20 protein-coding genes are annotated in these 21,953 nt (G+C 60.5%); 15 read left to right on the top strand and 5 right to left on the bottom strand.

Annotated elements, in window-relative coordinates:
• The first annotated feature begins 366 nt into the window (after nucleotides 1–366).
• From cyoA to AC1Z1G_RS21810, 7 genes are all read left to right on the top strand, one after another.
• Nucleotides 367–1,317 (top strand): ubiquinol oxidase subunit II, encoded by a 951-nt coding sequence (gene cyoA, locus AC1Z1G_RS21840; RefSeq protein ID WP_483622429.1) that lies wholly within the window; start codon nucleotides 367–369, stop codon nucleotides 1,315–1,317.
• Between the two features lie 3 nt (nucleotides 1,318–1,320).
• Nucleotides 1,321–3,345, top strand: a complete 2,025-nt coding sequence (gene cyoB, locus AC1Z1G_RS21835) for a cytochrome o ubiquinol oxidase subunit I (RefSeq protein ID WP_483622428.1) — start codon at nucleotides 1,321–1,323, stop codon at nucleotides 3,343–3,345.
• Between the two features lie 3 nt (nucleotides 3,346–3,348).
• A complete protein-coding gene (locus AC1Z1G_RS21830; RefSeq protein ID WP_483622427.1) occupies nucleotides 3,349–3,975 on the top strand; it encodes a cytochrome o ubiquinol oxidase subunit III in 627 nt (208 codons plus the stop codon).
• Nucleotides 3,975–4,322, top strand: coding sequence for a cytochrome o ubiquinol oxidase subunit IV (cyoD, locus tag AC1Z1G_RS21825; protein WP_347901914.1), 348 nt, complete (start codon nucleotides 3,975–3,977; stop codon nucleotides 4,320–4,322). Before AC1Z1G_RS21830 ends, cyoD begins: the two co-directional genes overlap by 1 nt.
• 11 nt (nucleotides 4,323–4,333) lie before the next feature.
• Entirely contained in the window at nucleotides 4,334–5,221 is an 888-nt protein-coding gene (cyoE, locus tag AC1Z1G_RS21820) for a heme o synthase (protein WP_347901913.1), read from the top strand.
• A 431-nt stretch (nucleotides 5,222–5,652) separates the two neighbouring features.
• Nucleotides 5,653–5,997 (top strand): toxin, encoded by a 345-nt coding sequence (locus AC1Z1G_RS21815; protein WP_483627950.1) that lies wholly within the window; start codon nucleotides 5,653–5,655, stop codon nucleotides 5,995–5,997.
• Nucleotides 5,994–6,308 carry a helix-turn-helix domain-containing protein gene (locus AC1Z1G_RS21810; RefSeq protein ID WP_019693530.1) on the top strand — a complete coding sequence of 105 codons (315 nt, stop codon included), beginning with the start codon at nucleotides 5,994–5,996 and terminating at the stop codon, nucleotides 6,306–6,308. The genes AC1Z1G_RS21815 and AC1Z1G_RS21810 overlap by 4 nt, the downstream gene beginning before the upstream one ends.
• Before the next feature lie 59 nt (nucleotides 6,309–6,367).
• Here the strand turns inward: AC1Z1G_RS21810 and AC1Z1G_RS21805 are convergent, their stop codons facing one another.
• The 5 genes from AC1Z1G_RS21805 to AC1Z1G_RS21785 all read right to left on the bottom strand — a co-directional run bounded on the left by AC1Z1G_RS21805 (nucleotide 6,368) and on the right by AC1Z1G_RS21785 (nucleotide 11,040).
• Nucleotides 6,368–6,685, bottom strand: a complete 318-nt coding sequence (locus tag AC1Z1G_RS21805) for a DUF3077 domain-containing protein (RefSeq protein ID WP_483622426.1) — start codon at nucleotides 6,683–6,685, stop codon at nucleotides 6,368–6,370.
• A 248-nt stretch (nucleotides 6,686–6,933) separates the two neighbouring features.
• Nucleotides 6,934–7,638: a hypothetical protein gene (locus tag AC1Z1G_RS21800; RefSeq protein WP_483622425.1), complete on the bottom strand. Its 705-nt coding sequence runs from the start codon at nucleotides 7,636–7,638 to the stop codon at nucleotides 6,934–6,936.
• Nucleotides 7,639–7,782: 144 nt separating this feature from the next.
• Nucleotides 7,783–8,295, bottom strand: a complete 513-nt coding sequence (locus tag AC1Z1G_RS21795) for a hypothetical protein (RefSeq protein WP_483622424.1) — start codon at nucleotides 8,293–8,295, stop codon at nucleotides 7,783–7,785.
• 119 nt (nucleotides 8,296–8,414) lie between these two features.
• Nucleotides 8,415–9,554, bottom strand: a complete 1,140-nt coding sequence (locus AC1Z1G_RS21790; protein ID WP_483622423.1) for a fatty acid desaturase family protein — start codon at nucleotides 9,552–9,554, stop codon at nucleotides 8,415–8,417.
• A gap of 16 nt (nucleotides 9,555–9,570) precedes the next feature.
• Complete coding sequence (locus AC1Z1G_RS21785; RefSeq protein ID WP_483622422.1) at nucleotides 9,571–11,040, bottom strand: amidase; 1,470 nt, start codon at nucleotides 11,038–11,040, stop codon at nucleotides 9,571–9,573.
• Between the two features lie 345 nt (nucleotides 11,041–11,385).
• Between AC1Z1G_RS21785 and AC1Z1G_RS21780 the strand changes: the two genes are divergently transcribed.
• From AC1Z1G_RS21780 to AC1Z1G_RS21745, 8 genes are all read left to right on the top strand, one after another.
• Nucleotides 11,386–13,230 (top strand): fatty acyl-AMP ligase, encoded by a 1,845-nt coding sequence (locus AC1Z1G_RS21780; RefSeq protein ID WP_483622421.1) that lies wholly within the window; start codon nucleotides 11,386–11,388, stop codon nucleotides 13,228–13,230.
• The gene (locus AC1Z1G_RS21775) at nucleotides 13,227–14,102 is read left to right on the top strand and encodes a LuxR C-terminal-related transcriptional regulator (protein ID WP_483622420.1); all 876 of its coding nucleotides are present in this window, start codon (nucleotides 13,227–13,229) and stop codon (nucleotides 14,100–14,102) included. The genes AC1Z1G_RS21780 and AC1Z1G_RS21775 overlap by 4 nt, the downstream gene beginning before the upstream one ends.
• Nucleotides 14,103–14,461: 359 nt before the next feature.
• Nucleotides 14,462–14,716, top strand: a complete 255-nt coding sequence (locus AC1Z1G_RS21770; RefSeq protein ID WP_347901903.1) for an acyl carrier protein — start codon at nucleotides 14,462–14,464, stop codon at nucleotides 14,714–14,716.
• 3 nt (nucleotides 14,717–14,719) lie between these two features.
• Nucleotides 14,720–17,341, top strand: coding sequence for an aminotransferase class III-fold pyridoxal phosphate-dependent enzyme (locus AC1Z1G_RS21765; RefSeq protein ID WP_483622419.1), 2,622 nt, complete (start codon nucleotides 14,720–14,722; stop codon nucleotides 17,339–17,341).
• Between the two features lie 29 nt (nucleotides 17,342–17,370).
• Nucleotides 17,371–18,513 (top strand): acyl-CoA dehydrogenase family protein, encoded by a 1,143-nt coding sequence (locus AC1Z1G_RS21760; protein WP_483622418.1) that lies wholly within the window; start codon nucleotides 17,371–17,373, stop codon nucleotides 18,511–18,513.
• An 83-nt stretch (nucleotides 18,514–18,596) separates the two neighbouring features.
• Nucleotides 18,597–19,907, top strand: a complete 1,311-nt coding sequence (locus tag AC1Z1G_RS21755; RefSeq protein ID WP_483622417.1) for a fatty acid desaturase — start codon at nucleotides 18,597–18,599, stop codon at nucleotides 19,905–19,907.
• The gene (locus AC1Z1G_RS21750; protein ID WP_483622416.1) at nucleotides 19,904–20,947 is read left to right on the top strand and encodes an FAD-binding oxidoreductase; all 1,044 of its coding nucleotides are present in this window, start codon (nucleotides 19,904–19,906) and stop codon (nucleotides 20,945–20,947) included. Before AC1Z1G_RS21755 ends, AC1Z1G_RS21750 begins: the two co-directional genes overlap by 4 nt.
• A 30-nt stretch (nucleotides 20,948–20,977) precedes the next feature.
• Nucleotides 20,978–21,934 (top strand): fatty acid desaturase family protein, encoded by a 957-nt coding sequence (locus AC1Z1G_RS21745; RefSeq protein ID WP_483622415.1) that lies wholly within the window; start codon nucleotides 20,978–20,980, stop codon nucleotides 21,932–21,934.
• The last annotated feature ends 19 nt before the right edge of the window (nucleotides 21,935–21,953 follow it).

The raw sequence follows: 21,953 nt of genomic DNA, 5'->3' as shown, positions 1-21,953 counted from the left end.
TCGATAAAAATTATTTCGGGATGAGTCATGGTTTATAAAACGTTACATATCTACAATCGCCCGCACTGAATTTCCGGCACTGCTCTTTCTTGAGCACGAGGGGCGGTCGAGGGGCTTTTTGAGCTCCATGCGACGCCAGGTGTCGGCGCCTTCCAATAATCCGCACCAAATGGAATTGGTCTGTAACAAGGCCTTTGACCACGAATTCGAATAAGAACTAACCGCTTGCCCAGGATGTGTCGATCGCCGTTTACGTGCGACGGGCAGGCCCTTATTCAATCCAAGAAAAATGCCAACCCTTGGCAGGGTGAAGTGTTGGCGATCAAAACCCAACTGCATTGCGCAAGCTGCTTTAGAGGTCGTGAGATGAGTAAAAACAGGTACCCCAGATTACTAGGCTTATTGCCGCTGCTCGGCACGTTGTTGCTGGGAGGCTGCAACATGACCTTGCTCGATCCCAAGGGGCAGGTGGGTCTGGATGAACGAAACCTGATCATCACCGCAACGCTGCTGATGCTCCTTGTCGTGGTGCCGGTCATCGTGATGACCTTCGCTTTCGCCTGGAAATACCGCGCATCGAACACTGAGGCGACCTACGCGCCGAAGTGGTCGCACTCCACCAAGATCGAAATCGCGGTGTGGGCTGTTCCGGTACTCATCATCATTGCCCTGGGTTACGTGACCTACAAGTCGACCCACGCACTGGACCCGTATCGTCCGCTGGAATCCGACGTCAAGCCGATCACCATCGAAGTGGTCTCCATGGACTGGAAGTGGCTGTTCATCTATCCCGAGCAAGGGATCGCCACCGTCAACAAGATCGTGTTCCCGGCCAATACGCCGATCAACTTCAAGGTGACTTCCGACACCGTGATGAACTCGTTCTTCATCCCGGGCCTGGGTGGCCAGATCTACGCGATGGCAGGCATGCAGACCAAGCTGCACCTGATCGCCAACCAGAACGCCGAGCTTGACGGGATCTCCGCCAACTACAGCGGTGCTGGCTTCACCGGCATGAAATTCAAAGCAATCGCAACGTCTCAGGCAGATTTCGATGCCTGGGTCAGTGACGTCAAGAAGTCACCTAAACAGCTTGAAAAGGCTGAATACGAAGCCCTTTCCAAACCCAGCCAGAACAACCCTGTAGAGCTCTACTCCTCGTTCACGCCGAACCTGTTCCAGACCATCATCGACAAGTATGAAGGCATGAAACCGGGCAAGCCGATGCACCACGAGAAGAAAGAGCACGAAGTGGCCGGCGCCGGTATGGAAGGGATGGACATGAGTTCGCATTCAGCTGCCGGGGCAGAGGAGTAAACGATGTTTGGTAAATTAAGTTGGGAAGCGGTCCCGTTCCACGAGCCGATTGTGATGGTGACCATCGCCATGATCGCGCTCGGCGGTCTGGCGGTGTTCGCTGCAATCACCTATTTCAAGAAGTGGACCTACTTGTGGTCCGAGTGGCTGACCTCGGTCGACCACAAGAAAATCGGCGTGATGTACATCATCGTTGCCATGATCATGCTGCTGCGTGGTTTTGCCGACGCCATCATGATGCGTTCCCAGTTGGCCCTGGCCACCGAGGGTTCGCCTGGCTACCTGCCACCTGAACACTATGACCAGATCTTCACCGCTCACGGTGTGATCATGATCATCTTCATGGCGATGCCATTCTTCACCGGCCTGATGAACCTTGTCGTGCCGCTGCAGATCGGCGCCCGTGACGTTGCCTACCCGTTCCTGAACTCCCTGAGCTTCTGGCTGCTGGTATCCGGCGTAGTGTTGGTAAACGTGTCCCTGGGTGTCGGCGAATTCGCCCGTACCGGTTGGGTTGCGTATCCACCGCTGTCGGAGCTGGGCTACAGCCCTGGCGTGGGTGTGGACTACTACATCTGGGCGCTACAGCTGTCGGGTCTAGGTACGACGCTGACCGGGGTCAACTTCCTGGCCACCGTGCTGAAAATGCGTACCCCTGGCATGAAAATGATGGACATGCCGATCTTCACCTGGACCTGCACCTGGGCCAACGTTCTGATCGTCGCTTCCTTCCCGATCCTGACCGCTACCCTGGCATTGCTGACGCTTGACCGTTACATGGATTTCCACATTTTCACCAATGAACTTGGTGGCAATCCGATGATGTACGTCAACCTGTTCTGGGCCTGGGGTCACCCCGAGGTTTACATCCTGATTCTGCCGGCGTTCGGGATCTTCTCCGAAGTCATCTCGACCTTCTCCGGCAAGCGTCTGTTCGGCCACCACTCGATGATCTACGCCTCGGGCGCGATCTCGATCCTGGGCTTCATGGTCTGGCTGCACCACTTCTTCACCATGGGTTCGGGGGCCAGCGTCAACGCCTTCTTCGGCCTGGCGACGATGCTGATTTCGATCCCGACGGGGGTGAAGCTATTCAACTGGCTATTCACCATCTACCACGGTCGTCTGCGCTTCACCAGCCAGGTGCTGTGGACCCTGGGCTTCATGGTCACCTTCGCCATCGGCGGCATGACCGGCGTACTGCTGGCCATCCCGGGTGCTGACTTCGTGCTGCACAACAGCCTGTTCGTGATCGCTCACTTCCACAACGTGATCATCGGCGGCGCGGTATTCGGTTACATCGCAGGCTTCAGCTTCTACTTCCCTAAAGCGTTCGGCTTCAAGCTGCACGAAGGTTGGGGCAAGGCGGCGTTCTGGTTCTGGATCTCGGGCTTCTTCGTCGCGTTCATGCCGCTCTATGTACTGGGCTTCATGGGCATGACCCGTCGCCTGAACAGCACCACCAACCCTGAGTGGACGCCTTACCTGCACGTGGCCATGTTCGGTGCGGTTCTGATCGCCATCGGTATTGCCTGCCAGTTGATCCAGCTCTACGTGAGTATCCGTGATCGCAAGCAGAACATGTGCGAAGCCGGCGACCCGTGGAATGCCCACACGCTGGAGTGGTCGACCTCCTCGCCACCACCGTTCTACAACTTCGCGGTACTGCCCAAAGCCGAAGGCATCGACCCGTTCACCGAGGCCAAGGAAAACGGTACGGCGTACCAGGCTCCAAGCCGCTATGAACCGATCCACATGCCAAACAACACCGCGACCGGTCTGGTCATGGGTGCTCTGTTGACCGTGTTCGGTTTCGCAATGATCTGGCACATCTGGTGGATGGCCATCGCAGGTCTTGTCGGGACCGTGGTGTACTTCGTGATCCACGCTGCACGCGATGACCAGGGCTACATGGTGCCGGTCGAGACAATCGAACGCATCGAAGCCGAGCAGCACCAGCGTCTGGTAGCGGCCAAAGCCATTCCGGCCACCGCCACCCGTGTTGAAACCTCGTTGGAACAGGCTTAAACCATGTCGAACTTAGTGACCCCTGTTGGACACGCCCATGGTCATGACCATGGGCACGATGACCATCACCACGACTCGGGCGAGATGACCGTATTCGGTTTCTGGCTCTACCTGATGACCGACTGCATTCTGTTTGCGTCGATCTTCGCGGTGTACGCGGTACTGGTTAACAACGTAGCGGGTGGCCCGTCGGGCCACGACATCTTCGAACTGCCGTACGTGCTGGGCGAAACCGCCCTGCTGCTGTTCAGTTCGATCACCTACGGCTTCGCCATGCTGGCGTTGTTCAAGGGCAAGAAGAATCAGGTACTGGGCTGGTTGGCCATGACCTTCCTGTTCGGTGCCGGCTTCATCGGCATGGAGATCAACGAGTTCCACATGCTGATCTCCGAAGGCTACGGCCCTAGCCGCAGCGGCTTCCTGTCCGGGTTCTTCACCCTGGTCGGCACCCACGGCCTGCACGTGACCAGCGGCCTGATCTGGATGGCGATCATGATGTATCAGGTCCAGAAAAACGGCCTGACGGCGACCAACAAGACCCGTCTGAGCTGCCTGAGCCTGTTCTGGCACTTCCTGGACGTCGTGTGGATCTGCGTATTCACCGTTGTTTACCTGATGGGGACTATGTAATGGCTAACGCAGCTCACTCACACAATGGCCACGATAGCCACGACGCCGGCCACGGCAGCGTCAAGTCCTACGCCATCGGTTTCATCCTGTCGGTGATCCTCACCGTCATTCCTTTCGGCCTGGTGATGTACCCGACCCTGCCAAAAGACGTGACCCTGTGGATCGTGCTGGCCTTCGCAGTGATCCAGGTGCTGGTGCACCTGGTGTACTTCCTGCACCTGGACCGCTCCGCTGCCCAGCGTAACAACGTGATTGCGTTCGTGTTCGCTGCGCTGGTGATCGTCCTGCTGGTCGGCCTGTCGCTGTGGATCATGTTCAGCATCCATCACGTCATGATGGCGCACTGAGGAAAGTCCGGATGTCCTTAAAGCACTTTATCCAAATCACCAAGCCGGGGATCATTTTCGGTAACGTGCTTTCTGTGGCAGGCGGGTTTTTCCTGGCCTCGAAAGGGCATGTCGATCTGGCCATCTTCCTGGCGGCGATGATCGGCACGTCCCTGGTCGTGGCGTCAGGTTGCGTGTTCAACAACTGCATCGATCGCGACATCGACCTGAAGATGGAACGCACCAAGAACCGCGTGTTGGTGCAGGGCTTGATCTCCCTGAAACTGGCACTGGTTTACGCGACCGTCCTGGGTGTTGCCGGTGTGGCGCTGTTGTACCGCGTGGCGAATCCGTTGGCCGCGTTGTTCGCGGTGATCGGGTTTGTGATCTACGTCGGCTTCTACAGCCTGTACCTCAAGCGCAAGTCGGTTCACGGCACGCTGGTGGGCAGTCTGTCGGGCGCCATGCCGCCAGTGATCGGTTATGTCGCGGTCAGCAATAGCTTCGACATGGCGGCGCTGACGCTGCTGGTGATGTTCAGTTTGTGGCAGATGCCGCATTCCTACGCCATTGCGATCTTCCGCTTCAACGATTACCTGGCGGCATCGATTCCGGTGTTGCCGGTGAAGCGCGGGATTCAGGTGGCCAAGAAGCACATCCTGATCTACATACTGGCGTTCCTGGTGGCGACGTTGATGCTGACGTTCAGCGGCTACGCTGGCATGAGCTATCTCGCTGTCGCGGCGGCCATGGGCATGTACTGGTTGTACATGGCGTGGACTGGCTATAAGGCGGTGGATGACACGGTCTGGGCACGCAAGCTGTTCGTGTTTTCGATTTTCACCATCACTGCGCTGAGCGTGATGATGTCGCTGGACTTCAAGGTGCCGAGTGAGTTGTTGCTGACTTACGCGCCTTAAGGTTTTTGCGGTTGTACGAAAAGCCCCGCCTTCGAGAGAAGCACGGGGCTTTTTGTTGGTCGTGATTTACCTGTGGGAGCGGGCTTGCTCGCGAAGACGGTCTGACGGGCGACCCATCTCTTGCAGGTGTACATATCCGTTGCTGTAGTCATGACTGCTTATGGTTTCGCCCTGACGGCGACTCACTTTTGCAGACGCCGAAAAGTAAGCAAAAGGCTTCGCCCCAAGCGTACGGCACCTCGCCAAGGCTCGGCGTTCCCTCGCTCCGGTGTCCCGAAGGGGCGGGTGGATCAAGATCAACAGCACGGCGGCCTGACAGCCGACCAATATCTGGCAGTGTGCCGAGCCTTCTGCAGAACTGTGGATGACTGTTCGTCAGTACGGGGAATCGTTGCTTGCAGAACTATAAGCAACTTGCCTATAGTTTTGTGATGCGAACCGTTTTCTTTGAAACCTCCTCGTTTACGGCAACTGTCGGTGACTATCTGACGGATGATGAGTATCGAGCGCTTCAGGTCGATATGCAGTTGAACCCACATGCGGGCGACGTTATGCCCCGCACAGGTGGGTTTCGTAAGCTGCGATGGGCAGATGGACGTCGGGGTAAAGGCAAGCGAGGCGGTTTGCGGGTCATCTATTATTGGCTGATGAATGACGGTCAGTTCTGGATGTTCGCGATTTATGACAAAGATGAGCTTGAAAATCTGACCGCCGACCAAGAGAAGGCGCTCAAGAAAGCCATAGAGACAGAGTTAAAAGCACGAGGTACCCCATGAAAAAGCGCGACCTGTTTGCAGAGTTGATGCAGGGCGTTGATGAGATGGCAGCTCAACGAGAAGGCAAGATTACGCTGCGCAACAATACGCTGGAGGACAAGCCGGCTCCGGAGGTAGGCGCACAAGAAATCGTCGCGCTTCGGGCGAAGTTGCATATGTCTCAGGCCGTTTTTGCCAAGCGAATCAGAACCAGTCCCAGCACCCTGAGAAATTGGGAGCAGGAAAAGTCGAAGCCCAATGCGCAGGCCGCCTTGTTGATTAGGCTGGTGGAGAAATTCCCCGACATGGTTGAGCGGTTAGGCGCCGTTTGAGCAGATAACCAAACACCTGAAAAGCCCCGCCTTCAAGAGAAGCGCGGGGCTTTTTCCATTCAGTCGCGGTTGTTACCCGGCGCACCCAGCACCTTCACCACATCATCAATCACCGCTTTACTCATCTCCTGCAAATAGTACGACGCCCAGGCATAGCGGTCCGTGCCGCGCACCATTGCCGCGTCTTCGGCCAGCAGTTTGGAGAGGTGGAGCAAGTCGGACACGTGGCACAACGCTTCACGGATCGGGACGCCACTGTTGACGCGAAATAGGGGTTGGTCGCAGTGGATCGAGAAGGGCGTGAAGCCGGCGGTTTTCAGGTCTTGGGAAGATGGGATCTGACCAGAAGAAGTTTTGGATGAATCGATGGCGCACATAGGGAGAACTCCGATAAGTGGCTGCATCTTGTTCGAGTTCTCAGGCCCGGTCGCTGACTGGGCAGCGACAAGTTCAGGCTAGTAGGCAGGGTCAGAGGGCGCAATCGTAGCAATGTACTGGCTTGTGTAAGATTTTGTGTGCTCGGCGATGATCGTTCCTGAATGAGCGATCAGTTGCCAGTTTGTTAGACAGGTACCCTGTGGGAGTGAGCCTGCTCGCTCCCACATTTGATCTGCTGGCGTGGATATCACTGCACAGCGATGCTGTAACCCTCAAACGCCGTCTGCTGTTGCAGTGCAGTAACGATGGCCTTGCGCGTAGCCGGTTGTTCGGCGCCGGTGTTGTCGAGGAATGTCTCGCTTTCCAACTCCGCCTCATTGCCTTCACCCACGAAGACAAAACCGAGGAACTCGAACGCTTCGCGGTCCACATTCGGCTTGGAGCGTGGGGTGCGCAGCGGCAGGCTGACGCTCACGCCGTCCTTGCTGATGCTGAACACTTCGGCTTCTTTCTTGGCGCGTGCGGCCTTGCTCTTGCCGCTGCTCGGGTTGCTGATGGCTTGATGCGTCTGGTTCAGCACTTTCAGGGCCAGGCTGTAGACCAGCTCCTGAAAGGCCGGGTCATCCTTGTAGCTCGACAGAATCCGGCTGATCGAGAACTTGCTGCTCAGGTCTTCCAGGGCGGCGATGTCGGCGGCCTCGGCGTCCTTGAGTTGCTTGAGTTCGCCCATCAGCTCATAGGCTTTATCGTCGTCGAAGCGGTCGTGGGCCTGGCGAATCGCTGCGCGCAGTTCGCGGATCTGGTCGCTTTCTTTCGCGCTCTGGAACGCGTCGAGGACCATCTCGCTGATGGTTTTGGCCTGCGGCACATGCTGGGAAAGATGGATGGAGTTTTCGTATTCCGCTTTGGACGACAAGGCGACGACGGATTCAGCGATGTTGGAATCAGGCATTGAAATTTCACTACTTCTTTAAACAGAGTTTGAGACAGGAACAGGGTCGAGCATTTTTCAGGTCGCCTAATCTATTGGACCCACGCCGCATTGTCACGGCTGAACAGGCCAGCGGTGTATTTTGTACGCGTGGGGGATTTCGGGTCAGAGAGCCGTGGCGGCGCGCCGGGCCTTGAAGGAGCGGAACAGGCGATAGAACTTCAATGACCGACCGCTGAAAATTCCGACGGCCAGACCCGCTGCGCCGGCCTTGAGCGTGAGCATTTCAAGGTTCGTGGCGTTCTCGGGGTGAACATCATTCTGATAGCCGAAGTAGTAGTTCGCCACAAACAGCAGCAGGTAGAACACCAGGGTCTTCACCGTGCCGGGAACGATCAAGCCATTTTCCGGATCGTCCAGTTCAACGCCTCGGGTGGAGAAAACAATCATCCCCAGCAGGCTGCCAAGCAGCAACGCCGCGATCCCGACGCCGATCAACAGTGTTGGGTCTGCTGAAAAGTCCAGGGCAAGCGCCACCCAGGCCAGCAACACCAGCGGGCTGAAGATCAATGAGTTTTTGCTTTCCTGGGTGGGCGAACAGGCCTTGACGCCGTGGTAACCCAGAAACAGCAACACGAGATACGCCCAGAACGGCGTATTCAGCAGAATATCAATCATCGGTTATCCCCGAACAGCCAGGCCAGTGGGGATCGTATGTGCGCAGCAACGCGGCATTGTCAGCATCCTTGCAGGGCGCGACTGATGGCGTCGCGAAGGGCGCTGATAATGCCTGAACCTCACGCCTGTGTCTGTTGCCGGAATTCGGCAAACGACACCATGCGCTGGCGCGCCGGGTCCCAGAGTTTCAGGCTCAGGCAGCGATAAATATCGCGCGGGTGCAACGAGGTGCTGATCGGCGTGCCCAGCGCCGGGATCGCCGCCATGGCCTCTGGCAGCCGATAAAACGGAATGCCCGGATTGGCGTGATGCACATGGTGATAGCCGATGTTGGCGGTGAACCAGGCCATGACCGGGCCGGTGCGCATGTAGCTGGAGGAGAAAACTGCGGTGGCGGCGTAGTCCCAGTGTTCGCGGTCGGGGTAACGCACGCCGGGAAAGTTGTGCTGGCAGTAGAACATGTACGCACCCAGCGCCGAGCCGCTGAGGCTGGGGATCAGCACCGAGTACAGCAGAATGTCCGGCGCGAGCACGGCCAGGGTGATCCCGGCGGTCAGGTTGAGGGTTAGCGCCAGCAACGACCAGGCCCGGTGCCGGGGTTGGGTGATCAGCGAGACCATGCAGATGCTGAAGAGGAAAATCGTCAACGAGGCCAGCGCGATCATCAGTGGATGGCGGGCGATCCGGTAGCGCAGGCGTTTGCCACGGCTGGCCCGGGCATACTCGTCGGTCGAGAGCAGGGGGAAGGTCCCAAGGTCGGTGTGGGTCGACAGCAGCGGCAGTCGCCGCTCTTCGGCACCGACGTACTGGCAGCTGTGCCCATGGTGGTAGTCGTGGGACTGTTTCCACAGGGTCGGCGGCGCCATCAGCAGCACGCCGAAGGTTTTGAAGAACCCGGCGGCGAAACGCGAGTCCTGCAAGATCGCCCCGTGCATGTAGTCGTGGTACAGCACGAACAGGCGCACCAGTGAAAGCCCCAGCAGCACGCCAAAGCACGCACGTAACGGCCACCACAAGGGGCTGGCCGCCGCGGCCCCGAACAGGCCGATCACCAGCAGCGTCGAGTAGAAGTGCCACCAGCTCAGCCGCCGGTTTTCCACGGTGAAGGGCAGGGTCTGGCGGATCAGGTCGCGCCCATAATCTGCCAGTGCTTCGCGGTTCAGCCCGTCGGTTGGCCAGGGCACGAATGTGCCGGGGTCGACCGGTTGGGCGTGGGCATCGGGGTGCCGTGGGGAGTGCGACGTCTCGGCTGCGCTCATGCTTGGTGCTCCAGGTTCATCCGGCGAGGGCCTCGCGGTTCAAGGGTTGTAGAAACAACGTGGGACGGCGGTTTTTCCACGGTTGGGCTTGTTCCAGTTGGCCAGCCAGGCGCAACAGCAAGGCTTCTTCGCCGACGCCCGCACTGAGCATCAGGCCAATCGGCAAGCCCTGGGCATTCCAGTGCAACGGCAGCGAGATCGCCGGTTGTCCGGAGGCGTTGTGAATCGCGGTGAACGGGCTGTAGTCGAGCAGCGGTGAATAGACTTTTTCCACGTCCGATTGCTGCACATCGACCACACCGTTACGCAAGGGTGGGGCGGCCAGGGTCGGGGTCAGCCAGCAATCGTAGGTCTGGTGGAAGCGGGCCATTTCCCGGCCGGCCTGTTGCAGCACCAGTTCGGACATCTGGTAGTCGACCGCGCTCATCGCCAACCCGCGTTGGTGTACGCCTTGGGTAAAGCCTTCAAGTTCACCCGGCAGCGGGCCGCGGCCCAGTTGCAGGGTCATCAGCTCGACGGCGAAGGCAATCCCGGAAAACCACAGGGCGCTGAACGCGTCGACGAAACTCGGTTGATCGATCTGCGGCGAGGCTTCTTCGACCTCGTGCCCCAGGGATAGCAAGAGCTTGGCCGTGTGTTCGACCGCCGCAATGCAGTCGGCGTGCAGCGGTCGCCCGGCCGGGTCGACACGGGAGAAGGCGATGCGCAGGCGTCCGGGGTCAAGGGACAACTGCTGCAAGAAGCTGCCGTGCATGGTCGGCGCACGGTAGGGGTCGCCGGGCACCACGCCGTGGGTGGCGTCGAGGATGGCGGCGCTGTCGCGCACCGTGCGTGTCAGCACATGCTCATCGAGCAGGCCACTGAGCAACTCACCGAAGTCCGGGGCCAGGGAGTTGCGGGCGCGGGTCGGCTTCAACCCGACCAGCCCGCAGCACGACGCCGGGATGCGGATCGAGCCACCGCCGTCGTTGCCGTGGGCGGCGGGCACCATGCCGGTAGCGACGGCCGCTGCGGCGCCACCGCTGGAGCCGCCGGTCGAGTAGTCGAGGTTCCACGGGTTGCGCGCAGGGCCATAGAAGGCGCCTTCGGTGGTCGGCAAAATGCCGAACTCCGGGGCATTGGTTTTGCCGACGAACACCAGGCCTGCCTGCCGAAACCGGCTGACCAGTTCACAATCCTGTGGCATCACGCGTTCACACAGCATACGAGAGGCGAGCGTCGAGGGCAGGCCCTGGCAATCGCCGAGGATGTCCTTGAGCAAGAACGGTACCCCGTGCAATGGCCCGCTGGGCGTTGACAGGTCTTGTGCGGCCGCCATGTCGCGGGCCAGGTCATAGGCTTTGAACACCACGGCGTTGACTGACGGGTTAAAGGCTTCGATCCGTCGAATCGCTTCCTCTGTCAATTCTGAGGGCAGCACTTCCTTGTTTCTGACCAGCTCGGCCAAGCCTACGGCATCGAATTCAGCGTACTCGGTAAAAGACATCCCTTTCTCTCCTGTTGCGCTCGATTTCAGGTCGGCCAGGACGTTTTTGTCGCGCTGCCGCGTCTCATGACACAGCGCGCAATACATGCTCGGCTGACGGATGTGCCTTGTTGTCGGTACGACGTGACTCAGGCAGCAGGCATCTGGCGCACAGCAGCGATCGCCGGGCGCGCCACACACCCGAAATCGACTATGCGCCGAAGGCCAGAATTGCGGGTATACGCCGTTCGGAGTATTAACTTCGGCGGCCCGGTCCCAGAGGATGAACAGGCGTAAAGGATGCGGAAAGCCTTGATTCAGGGCGTTCCGGGAGTTTGGCTAAGTATGGCTGCCTGGATAAAAACAATGACTACGAACGACCACGACCGCGACGTTCCGTATGTGAATTTTTCGGAATGTCTACAGCACCACGCACAAACGATCCCCCACCACCTGGCGTATCGGTTTCTGCAAAACGGCCGCGATGAAGAAGTACTGATCAGCTTCGCTGAACTGGACATGGCTGCACGCGCAGCCGCGGCGACCCTGCAACGTCATTGCCTGGTCGGCGACCGGGTACTGATCTTGCTCAGGCCCGGCCTCGACTATGTGACGGGCTTCATGGCCTGCCTTTATGCCGGGCTGGTAGCGGTTCCGGCCTATCCACCGGGGGCGAGCAAAACCCTGGACCGGCTCGACGGGATCATCAATGACTGCCAGCCGGCAGCCGCGCTGGCGACGGCCGAGGATGCTCCGACCATCCGCGCCCGGCTTGAACAAGCCGCCTCATCGGCGCAGGTGCTGGATATCTCGGCCCTCGATCAGATGATCGCGGCGCAATGGCGCCCGGTGGCGGTGTCGCGTGGCGACCTGGCGTTTTTGCAATACACCTCCGGCTCCACGGGCACACCCAAAGGGGTGACGGTGACGCACGGAAACCTGATTCACAACTCGCGCAGCATGAGCCGTGGCTTCCTGACCCATCAGGGCAGCCACATGGTGAGCTGGTTGCCGCCTTATCACGACATGGGGCTGATCGGCGGCATCTTGCAGTCACTGTTCGTGGGGTTCTCTTCGACGTTGCTGGCGCCGATTCACTTTCTGCAACGGCCGTTGCGCTGGTTGCAAGCGATCAGCAAGTACCGTGGCACAGTGAGCGGTGGACCGAACTTTGCGTATGAATTGTGCCTGCGCAAAATCAAGGACGAGGAGTTGGTCGGGCTCGACCTGAGTGGCTGGGAAGTGGCGTTCAACGGTGCCGAGCATGTGCGGGCGCAGACCATCGACGCCTTTCACCGGCGCTTTGCGCAGTGCGGTTTTCCGCGCACGGCCGCGTTCCCTTGCTACGGGCTGGCCGAAGGCACGCTGATGGTCAGCGCCGCCGGCACGGTGCGTGAGCCGTTGATTCGACCGTTTCATGCCGCCATGCTGGAGGACAACCGCGCCGAGCCGTTCACCTGCGAACGGCCCGAGGATGCACGGGTGCGTAACCTGGTCAGTTGTGGCCGGGGGATTCCCGGCAGCGAGCCGTTCATTTGCGACCCGGCCACCGAGCAACGCCTTGAGGAGGGCCAGGTCGGGGAGATCTGCATCGTGGGTGACAGCGTCGCCAGTGGTTACTGGCAGCGCCCCGACAGCACCGCCGCAGCGTTCCGTGATGCACTGCCCGAGCAGACCCCATGGCCGCGTTTTTTCCGCACCGGCGACCTGGGCTTTTTACTCGACGGCGAACTGTTCGTCACCGGACGTCTCAAGGACCTGATTATCGTTAACGGCGTAAATCATCACCCCGGTGATATTGAAAACACGGTGCTGCGTACCCACGACAGTTTCCGCCCCGATGGCAGCGCAGCATTCAGCATAGAGCTGGACAATACTGAGCAGGTGGTGATCGCCCAGGAGATCGAGCGCCGCGCCCTGAAGTCTCTCGATGTACCGGCATTGTTTGCCGACCTCAAGACGCGTCTTTGGCAGCAGCATCAACTGGCTCGGCCGATCCTGATACTGGTGTTTGGCGGCACGTTGCCGCGGACCTCCAGTGGCAAGATCAAGCGTCAGGAGTGTCGCAAGGTTTTCCAACCGTGGCTGACGCGCGCAGCTACTGTGCAGGAGGGAGCGGGTGTGGTTTGGGACAAGTCGATCGTGGCCGTGGAAAGTAACGGGCAGATCGTCTTCGATATCACACTCGCCAGTCAGGTCCTGGAGGTATGACCAGCGTATGGATTGGCCCGGCGCATGCCCATAAACCTGCGGCGCTGCTGTTTGCCCCGCCGAGCTTTGGAGAACCGCGCATCGAGCTCAGTAGTCGCCCGCGCGGTGTGCTCGCGTTGCCCCCCACCGACAGCCAGCAACGCTTGCAGCTGACGGGGGTGCTCAACTCGATCACTTCGGCGCGGACTATCGCTGACCTGAAAGTGCAGACGCAACTGGCGCTGCCGCAGATCATGCCGTGCGAAAGCTTTGTCTTCGCCAGCGGCAGGATCCGTGGGCACCGGGTGTTCATTTCGCACCTGATCTACCCCGACAATGTCAGCGAGGCATTCGTCCAGGCGATTGTCGGGCGTGACGGCATGGTACCGCCGATGGACATCGACCCGGTCGAACATTGCGGCCGGCCAAAGTTCACGTCGCTGGACCGTCTGGACAGTCCTCTCGACCGGGTCTGGGCCAACATCTTCCGGGCTCACGGCATTCGCAACCTGGGGTGGACCTTCCTCCCCGGGCTGCACCGCAACACCTTTACCGGTTACTTCTTCCACAACATTTCGCCGGTGGTCGCCCACGAAAGCAAGATGCGCATGATGGTCTTCGCGCCGTACCTGCACATTGCCCTGAACCGCGCCCTGGGCAGCAAACTGCTGCGCCATCAGCAAAGCCGCGATCCGCATCAGCAGTTGATTTCGATCCTCTCCAACCGGGAGGCCGAGATTGCACGCTGGGTTTCCCGTGGCAAGACCAATTGGGAAATCGGACAGATCCTGGGGATCAGCGACAAAACCGTGAAAACCCACATGCAGAACATCTTTTTCAAGCTCGAAGCCTCGAGCCGGGCCCAAGTCGCCGCGCTGTTTTCTGACGAATAAGCTGTATTTGTCACCCCTTCGATACGCCCTGTAACGGTTAGCGCTGACAGGTTCAGCGCTATGAGCGGCATGGCCGCGCCTGTTCACTTCATCTCCCTGTGTCATGCACAGCGTCCCGGACCCGGTCTGCGGCTGCGTGTCGCCTGCCAATTGCCGCGTCGGTGTCCCGGTGGTTACTCCGTACGGAGTATTGAGAGCAGAGGCCCGTGCGCCGAGCATTGGGGCGTAGGAACGGTTCTGCCCGAGGGGGCAGTTATCCACTCACGCGCTTGCAGCATGGTGCCGATCAGCGAGTACGGCGAACCTCTCGCTGGTCATTGGCACGGCACAGGGAGCGAAAAACATGCATGGAGGCGAATGTGCACATTGATGAAATTACCGACGCAGTCACACAGACCCTGGCGACGTTGCTCGAAGTTGATTCGGCAGGTCTGGATGTCGAGCGGTCGTTCCATGAAATGGGGGTCGACTCGGTGCTGATCGTCGGCATGTCGGCCGAGTTCGAGGACCGTTTCGGGGTCTCTCTGGACCCCGAACTGGGCTACCTGCACGACACCGTGCGCAAGATCAGCCAGCACTTGTACGGCGTTATCAACCAGGCGAGAGCGAACTAAGCCATGACCCTTTCACTGCTCAACATTACCCGTCAGGAACTGTTGGATTTCGTCGGCCTCAACGAGACCGTGGTCAATGCCCGTGGTACCCGCATCGAGACCGCCAGCGGCCAGACCCTGATCGACTTCGTCGGCCAGTTCGGCGCGGTGCCGTTCGGTTATGCGGCGCCGTCGATGGTCGCGGCGGCGAATGCCTTTCTGGCCTCCGGGAAGCCGAGCCTGATCCAGCCGCTGCTCAACCCGGATGCCGAAGAACTGGCCCGGCGCCTGATCGAACTGGCGCCCGGCAACTACTCGAAAGTCACCTTCACCACCAGCGGCGCCGAGGCCGTGGAAGCGGCGATCAAACTGGCCCGCGCGGCGACCAACCGTGAGTTGATCGTCGGCACGTTCAGCGGTTTTCACGGCAAGACCCAGGGCGCGGTGGGCGTGACCGGCAAGGCCTCCTATCGCGATCCGTTTCACCTGCGTTCCGATGGGTTTGCCCATGTGCCTTACGGCGACCTCGGGGCGCTGGAAGCTGCGCTCAAAGACAAACGCGCCGCCGCGTTTTTCGTCGAGGCCATACAGGGCGAGGCGGGGATGATTACCCCACCGGGCGGTTACCTGCTCGCGGCGCAGAACATGTGCCGGCAGTACGGCACGCTGTTCGTGCTCGACGAAGTGCAGACCGGACTCGGCCGCACGGGTGAGTTGTTTGCCGCGTCGGCCGAGGGCTTGAGCCCGGACGTGATGCTGCTGGCCAAGGCCCTGGGCGGTGGCCTGGTGGCCATTGGTGCGTGCATCTATGGCGAGCAATGCTGGACCCGCGACTTCGACCGTCATCACAGCTCGACCTTCGCCGTAAACGGCTTCAGCGCGGCCATCGGCCTGGCGGTGCTCGACCAGCTCACCGCAAAGGACGGCGCGTTGGTCAAGCAGGCGGCGAAGCAGGGCGCCTACTTGCATGACGGGCTCGCCGCGCTGGTGCAGCGTTACCCCGAGGTGTTCGAAAGCCTCGACGGGCGCGGGCTGATGCTCGGCCTGAAGTTCCGACGCTGGAGCGGCGAGCGTCTGTACACCTTGTCCCTGGCCAGTGCCTTTGGCGCGCTGGTGCCCATCGTCTGTGGCTACCTGAAAACCCGGCATGGGGTCTATTGCCTCCCCACGCTCACCGAAGGCAACGTGCTGCGGATTCAACCGCCGCTGACCGTCACCCGACCCGACATCGACGTACTGCTTGAAGGCCTGCGCTCGGTGGCCGAACTGGTGATGCAGCACCAGCAGCATCGCTTGATCCTCGAGGCCCACGGGTTTGCCGCCGCGCCGCAGCCGCTGGTGAACTGGCCGCAACCGGTGGCCGGCAAGCCTCGCCTAGACAGCGGAAAGTGCCTGGGGCGCTTTGCGTTCCTGCTGCACCCGACCACCGCCGAAAGCGTCAACGGTGACAGTGTCGTCGAGGGGTTGGGCCTGGTGGGCGAGGAAAAAGCCTTCATTCAGGATTGGCTCAACGAGTTCTCCGAGTGGGCCAAACCCGATCTCGACACCGGCGTCTCGTTCCATGCGCGGCGCCTCTACAACCTGGCCGGTGATTACGTCGAAGGCTGGCTGGTGGGCAGCCTCTTGCAGCCGCGGGACCTGATGCGCCTGAGCCTGGGCAAGCGCCGCAAGCTGCTGGGCAATTACCTGGAAAGCGTCGGCAAACTCAACGTCGATTTCGTCGGCCTGGGCGCCTACACCTCGGTGATTTCCAATGCCGGCGAAGACATGCTCAACGAGCGTTTCCACACCACCACCGGCAACAGCCTGACGGCGATGGTGGGGGTCGATGCCTTGCTCACCACGTGCGCCAACCGTGGCACGCCGTTGGCCAAGCGCTTGACCGGCGTCATTGGTGCCTACGGTTCGGTGGGGCGTCTGGCGAGCCTGCGCCTGGGCAAGTTCTGCGAACACCTGGTGTTGCTCGGCAATGCCGCCAACCGGGGCGCGATGGATGAGCTGCGGCGTGTGGGCGGCGAGTTGTACCGCGATGCGTTGCTGGCGATTCAGCACGGACACAGCAGCGGCATCGCCAAGAGCCTGGTGCAACTGTTGCCGAGCCTGGCGAGTGTCGAGCACTTGCTCGACCGGGATTTCAACGACGACGAACAACTGCGTGCGCTGTTCGATGTGGTCGACGGGCTGGCTCGGGAGAAACCCAACATGCAGCCGCCGCTGGTGATTACCGCCGACCTTGCGGTCTGGCTGCCACGCCTGGAAACCGTGCTTTCGGCAACCTCCAACGGCTCGGCGTTCATCGACCCGGCCGTGCTGCACCCCAACGCGGTTCTGTGCGATTGCGCGCAGCCGCCAGACATTGGCCCGGCCGCCCTGGCCCTGCGTCCGGACGTCACGGTGATCGAGGGCGGGCTGATCAATCTGCCCGAGCGCAGTTACCGCTTCGGCCAGCAGAACCTCACCTGCCTGCCGACCGGTGTGACCTTCAGCTGCCTCGCCGAAACGATTGTCCTGACCATGGCCGGTGCGCAGCGTGACTACAGCATTGGTAAACGACCGTCGCTGGAAGACGCCGAAGCGATCTTCGACCTGGCCCGCAGTTTCGGCTTTGCGCCGGCCATCGAGCTGTCGATCGAGAAGGCCGGTTAATCCCTTTACCCCGAACAGAGACTTCAATCATGTCCATGCACAGCGCCGTAAGCGCCACTGAAAAATACCTGCCGGGTCTGTTGGCCACGCTGGAAAGCCGCGGCTTGATGGCCCTGGAGCAGGCTGACCCGAGCGAAATCTGTGAGTTGTTTCGCGGTTTTCGCGCTGCTGGCCTGATCATTCCCCAGAGCTACGGTGGCCTCGGCGCCACGCCGAGCGAGACCGTGGAAATCCTGCGGGCCATCGGTTCTTACTGCCCGTCACTGGCCGTGATGATGACCATGCACCACCACACCATCGCCACCATCGTGCAGTTGGGCGGCTTGATTCCAGCAGCCGACGAATTGCTGTGGGGCATCAGCCAGAATCAGCTGCTGATTGCCTCTGCCTTCGCCGAGGGCAAGCCGGGCGCGGAGATTTTCAACACCAGCGTCAAGGCCCGCGCCGTGGAGGGCGGCTTTGTCCTCGATGGCGTCAAGAAGCCTTGCACCATGAGCCACCAGATGGACGTGATCGTCGTCGGTGTGGCCTGCGAGCAAGCCAACGGCAGCGTCAGCCAGGGTTTTGCCGTGGTGTTTGCCGATGGCAGCAATGTCAGCCGCGAACCGTTCTGGAATGCCACGGTGCTGCGTGCCTCGGACAGCCACGCGCTGGTGTTCAACGGCGTATTCGTGCCGGCCGAACGCATGCTGCTGGCCGATGGGGCCGACGCTGCCGAAGTGGCGGCCACCGCCATGGAAACCTCGTTGAACGGCTTGAGCTGGTTCCAGTTGATGGTCGGCGGCACTTACCTGGGCGTGGCCTCGGCACTGGTGCGGATGCTGCTGAAAAGGACCAGCGTCGACGCCGCGCAACTGGCGCAACTGACTATCGAGTTTGAAGGCGCCCACCAGGCGCTGATGGGCACGGCGGCTGAGCTGCAAGCGCAAACCGTCGCGCCGCTGACCACGTACAACAAGGCCTTGTGCACGCGGTTCCTGGTGCAGGCGGCCATTGAGCGCGGCACTAACCTGAGCGTCGAGTTGCTGGGGGGGATGGCGTTTATCGGCTCCGATGACGTCGCCTACTTGCTCGCCGCTTCACGGGCTATCTGCTTTCACCCGATCTCACGGGCCGCCGCCACACCCATGCTGGTGGCTTTTCTGCGCGAGTCATTCATCGCAGACACCTGACCGCCATCGTTGCCGAAGGCGACGTCGCACCCGCGCCGTCGCCTTCAGCGGCGATGAACTTGATGCCTGAAGGAGTAGGAATCTTGAGCACCTCCACCGATACGCTGTACCCGCAACGCCCGGCCAACATCAGCCGGCTCTTGCACTTTTTGGCCATCCCGCTGTTCAGCGTGTTGATGGTTTTCAACCTCGCCGCCGTTGCCGTGATCCTTGCCATCGCCTTCACCTTGCAGGGCGCTCGTTGGCTGTTGGCGAAAATCCCGGGCGTCAGCGCTGCCAGCAGCGCCTGGGTGCGCGGCTATCACCGGTTGGTGCAGCGGCTGGCGAACAAGATCCTCAAGGACCCGCGCGACGAGCAGATTCTCGCGGCGGCCATCAGCCTGAGCGTGACCGCTGTACCGGTGTTCATTGCGCAGCTGTGGCTCAAGGACATTTCCTGGCCGCTGGTGTTGGCGTTCTACGCCTGTGTCTATGGGCCGAACATTCGCAGCTTCGTGCGTTCCTTCAGTGCCATGCACCAGGACGGGCATGTGCCGGGCGGGATTTTCAAACAGTCGAGCGTGCTGGATCGCTGGGTCGGCAATTCGTTCCTGTACATGTACTTCGCCATTCCCATGGGCCTGACGCCCCACGCGGCGGCCCATTTGCAGCAGCATCACCGCGAAAGCGCCGGGCCGCTGGATGTCTACGCCACGGCCCGTTATGACCACGCCAATCTCTGGCACTTCATGGTCTACATGGTGCGCGAGGTGATGTACCAGCAACTGCTGATTTCACCGTGGCTGTATTTCAAGAGCAAAGACAAACCGACCCAGGCCCGCAGCATGGTCGCCGGCGTGCTGGTGCACCTGGGCGTATTCGTGGCGCTGGCGCTCTACAGCCTGCCGATTGCCGTGCTGTACATGCTGGTGCCGTGGTGCGCGAGCAACATTCTGATGGGCGTTATCCACTGGAGCCAGCACGCGTTCTACGGTGGCCAGCAAGACCCCCATGACTGGATGTACAACACCGTCACGCTGCTGGAAAAACCGGTGAACATCTTCAATGAGGGCTACCACGCCTGCCACCACCACTGGTCCATCGGCCACTGGACCGAAGCGCCTGCGCTGTTCGAAAAACTCAAGCCGGAACTGGCGGCTGCCCAGTCGATGGTGTTTCGCGACCTGAGTGTACTGGACATCTTTTTCATGCTGATTTTCCGGCGCTTCGACGCCATGGCGCACAAGCTCGACTGGTGGGAGCCGTTGACCCACGAAGAGAAAGTCCAGCTGCTGCGCCGCCGCGTATTGCCGGCCCCGATCCATGCCCACGAACAGGCGCATCAGCACCGTACGCCAGCGCCTTCGTCGGCCCCTGAACCTCAAGCAGCGTACAACGCCATGAGCCCGCCATGAACAAGCCGCTGACCCTGAAAGTTGCCTCCATCGAGCGGGAAACCGACGACGCGGTGACCATCCACCTCAAGCAACCGATGCTGCGCAAAGTGCGTTACAGCGCGGGGCAGTACCTGACGCTTGAAGTCGAGGTCGACGGCGTCAAAGGCTGTCGCGCGTATTCCATCAGCAGCACGCCGGGGCTGGACAAAACCTTGTCGATCACCGTCAAGCGAGTGGCCGGCGGCAAGGTGTCCAACCAACTGGTGCAACAGCTGAGTGCCGGCGATGTGGTGCAGACCCTCGGCACGCACGGGCGGTTCACCTTCGCCCCGCAGCCGGGGAGCCGACGGCACATTGTGTTGTTGGCGGCGGGCAGTGGCATCACGCCGATCTTCTCGATTTTGAAGTCGGCGCTGCACTTCGAACCGGATTCCCAGGTGTCGCTGATCTACGGTAACCGCAACACCGGCTCGGTGATTTTTCGCGACAAGCTCGAGCAGTTGCAACGCACCTTCGGCGAGCGTTTGAAGCTGGTTCACGTGCTGTCTCAACCCGAGGCGCCTGCTGCCCAGGGCGGCCGGTTGACCCAACAGCGGCTGGTGGAACTGTTGCGTGCGTTGCCCGACAGCGGCACGCAAACCCGTGAGTATTACAGCTGCGGGCCGGGCGGGATGATGGATGAAGTGACGGCTGCGCTTACTTCCCTGGGCATCGCCGCCGAGTCGGTGCATCAGGAGCGTTTCACTCCTGCCAAAGCCGCGGCTGTAGCGCCCGTGTCCGAGGCACCGAAACGCGTGCAACTGCTGATGCAGGGGCAGGAGTTCAACTTCATGGTACCCAGTGGCCAGACCCTGCTCGAAGCCGCGCTGGCCAGCGGCGTGACCCCGCCGTTTTCCTGCCGTGCCGGTTTCTGTACCGCGTGTGTGTGCACGCGCCTGGCGGGTGACGTGCGCATGCGCGAGGACCACGGCCTCTCTACCGCTGAACTGAACATGGGGCAGGCGCTGCTGTGTGTCGGCTATCCGCTGACGGACAACGTTCGCTTGCAAGTCCATTAGCGCTTATTCCAGGGAAGGGAGATTGAATTCATGAACACTCACACTGTTTTTGCCGCTGATGATGAGTACCGCTTGGCCAAACGTGCCGAGCTACGGGTCGACCGTGAGCGTCAGGCCCGGTTGCAGGCGCTGATGCAACCGCAACCGCTGAAGTTCGCGCTGTGGTCGTTGTTCCATGTCGCGGTCTGGGTTGGCGCCGCGTTGTACCTCTTGAGCGCTGAAAACCCTTGGGGACAACTGGCGGCGGTGCTGGTGCTGGGCAATCAGTTGCATGCGTTCACCGTGCTGCAACATGACTGCGGCCATCAAAGCGCTTTCCGCGCGCCGTGGCAGAACCTCTGGGTTGGGCGTTTCATGGCCTGGTTCATTGTGTTTCCGTTTTCATCGTTTACCGAGTGCCACAAGTATCACCATCGCTACCTGGGGGATCCGCAGAAGGACCCGGACGACTGGAACTACGAGGCCGGCGTGGCCTGGATGTTCGTGCGTATCGCCGTGTTCGTGCCGCGGTTCATCTACTTCTCGCTGGTGCGCTATGGCCGCCAGGTGCGCAACCTGGTGCTGCGCGAGCTGGCCTTCAATGTGTTGAGCATGGCGGCGCTGTGCGCCTGGTTCGTCAGCCAGGGCCTGCTGTTGCAGTTCGTGCTGATCTTTGTCGCCCCGTTGTTGGTGCTGGCGCTGGTGATCAATCCGGTCTCCCGGGGTTACGAGCATTTCCCCATGGCGACCCTCGCTCCCGAACACCATGACCGCCTCGACCTGGCGAAAAACACCGTGACCGTGACCGACCGGCTGATCGGTTTTTTGTGGGCAAACATCAACTACCACGTCGAGCATCACATCTATCCCAACGTGCCCTTCGTCAACCTGCGCAAACTCTCGGCGTTGCTGGACAACAAAACCTATATACGTGACCGCTGGCTGCTGGCGCGGATGTTCAAGCGGCGCCCATCGTCGCCCGATACTGAACCGGGGAGGGTGGCGTGAGCTACATTTACTGCGCCTA

It is taken from the genome of Pseudomonas sp. JL27(2026) (genome assembly GCF_056933555.1).
Note: the sequence above shows the minus strand (reverse complement) of the source record. Positions and strands in the feature narration are given on the sequence as shown.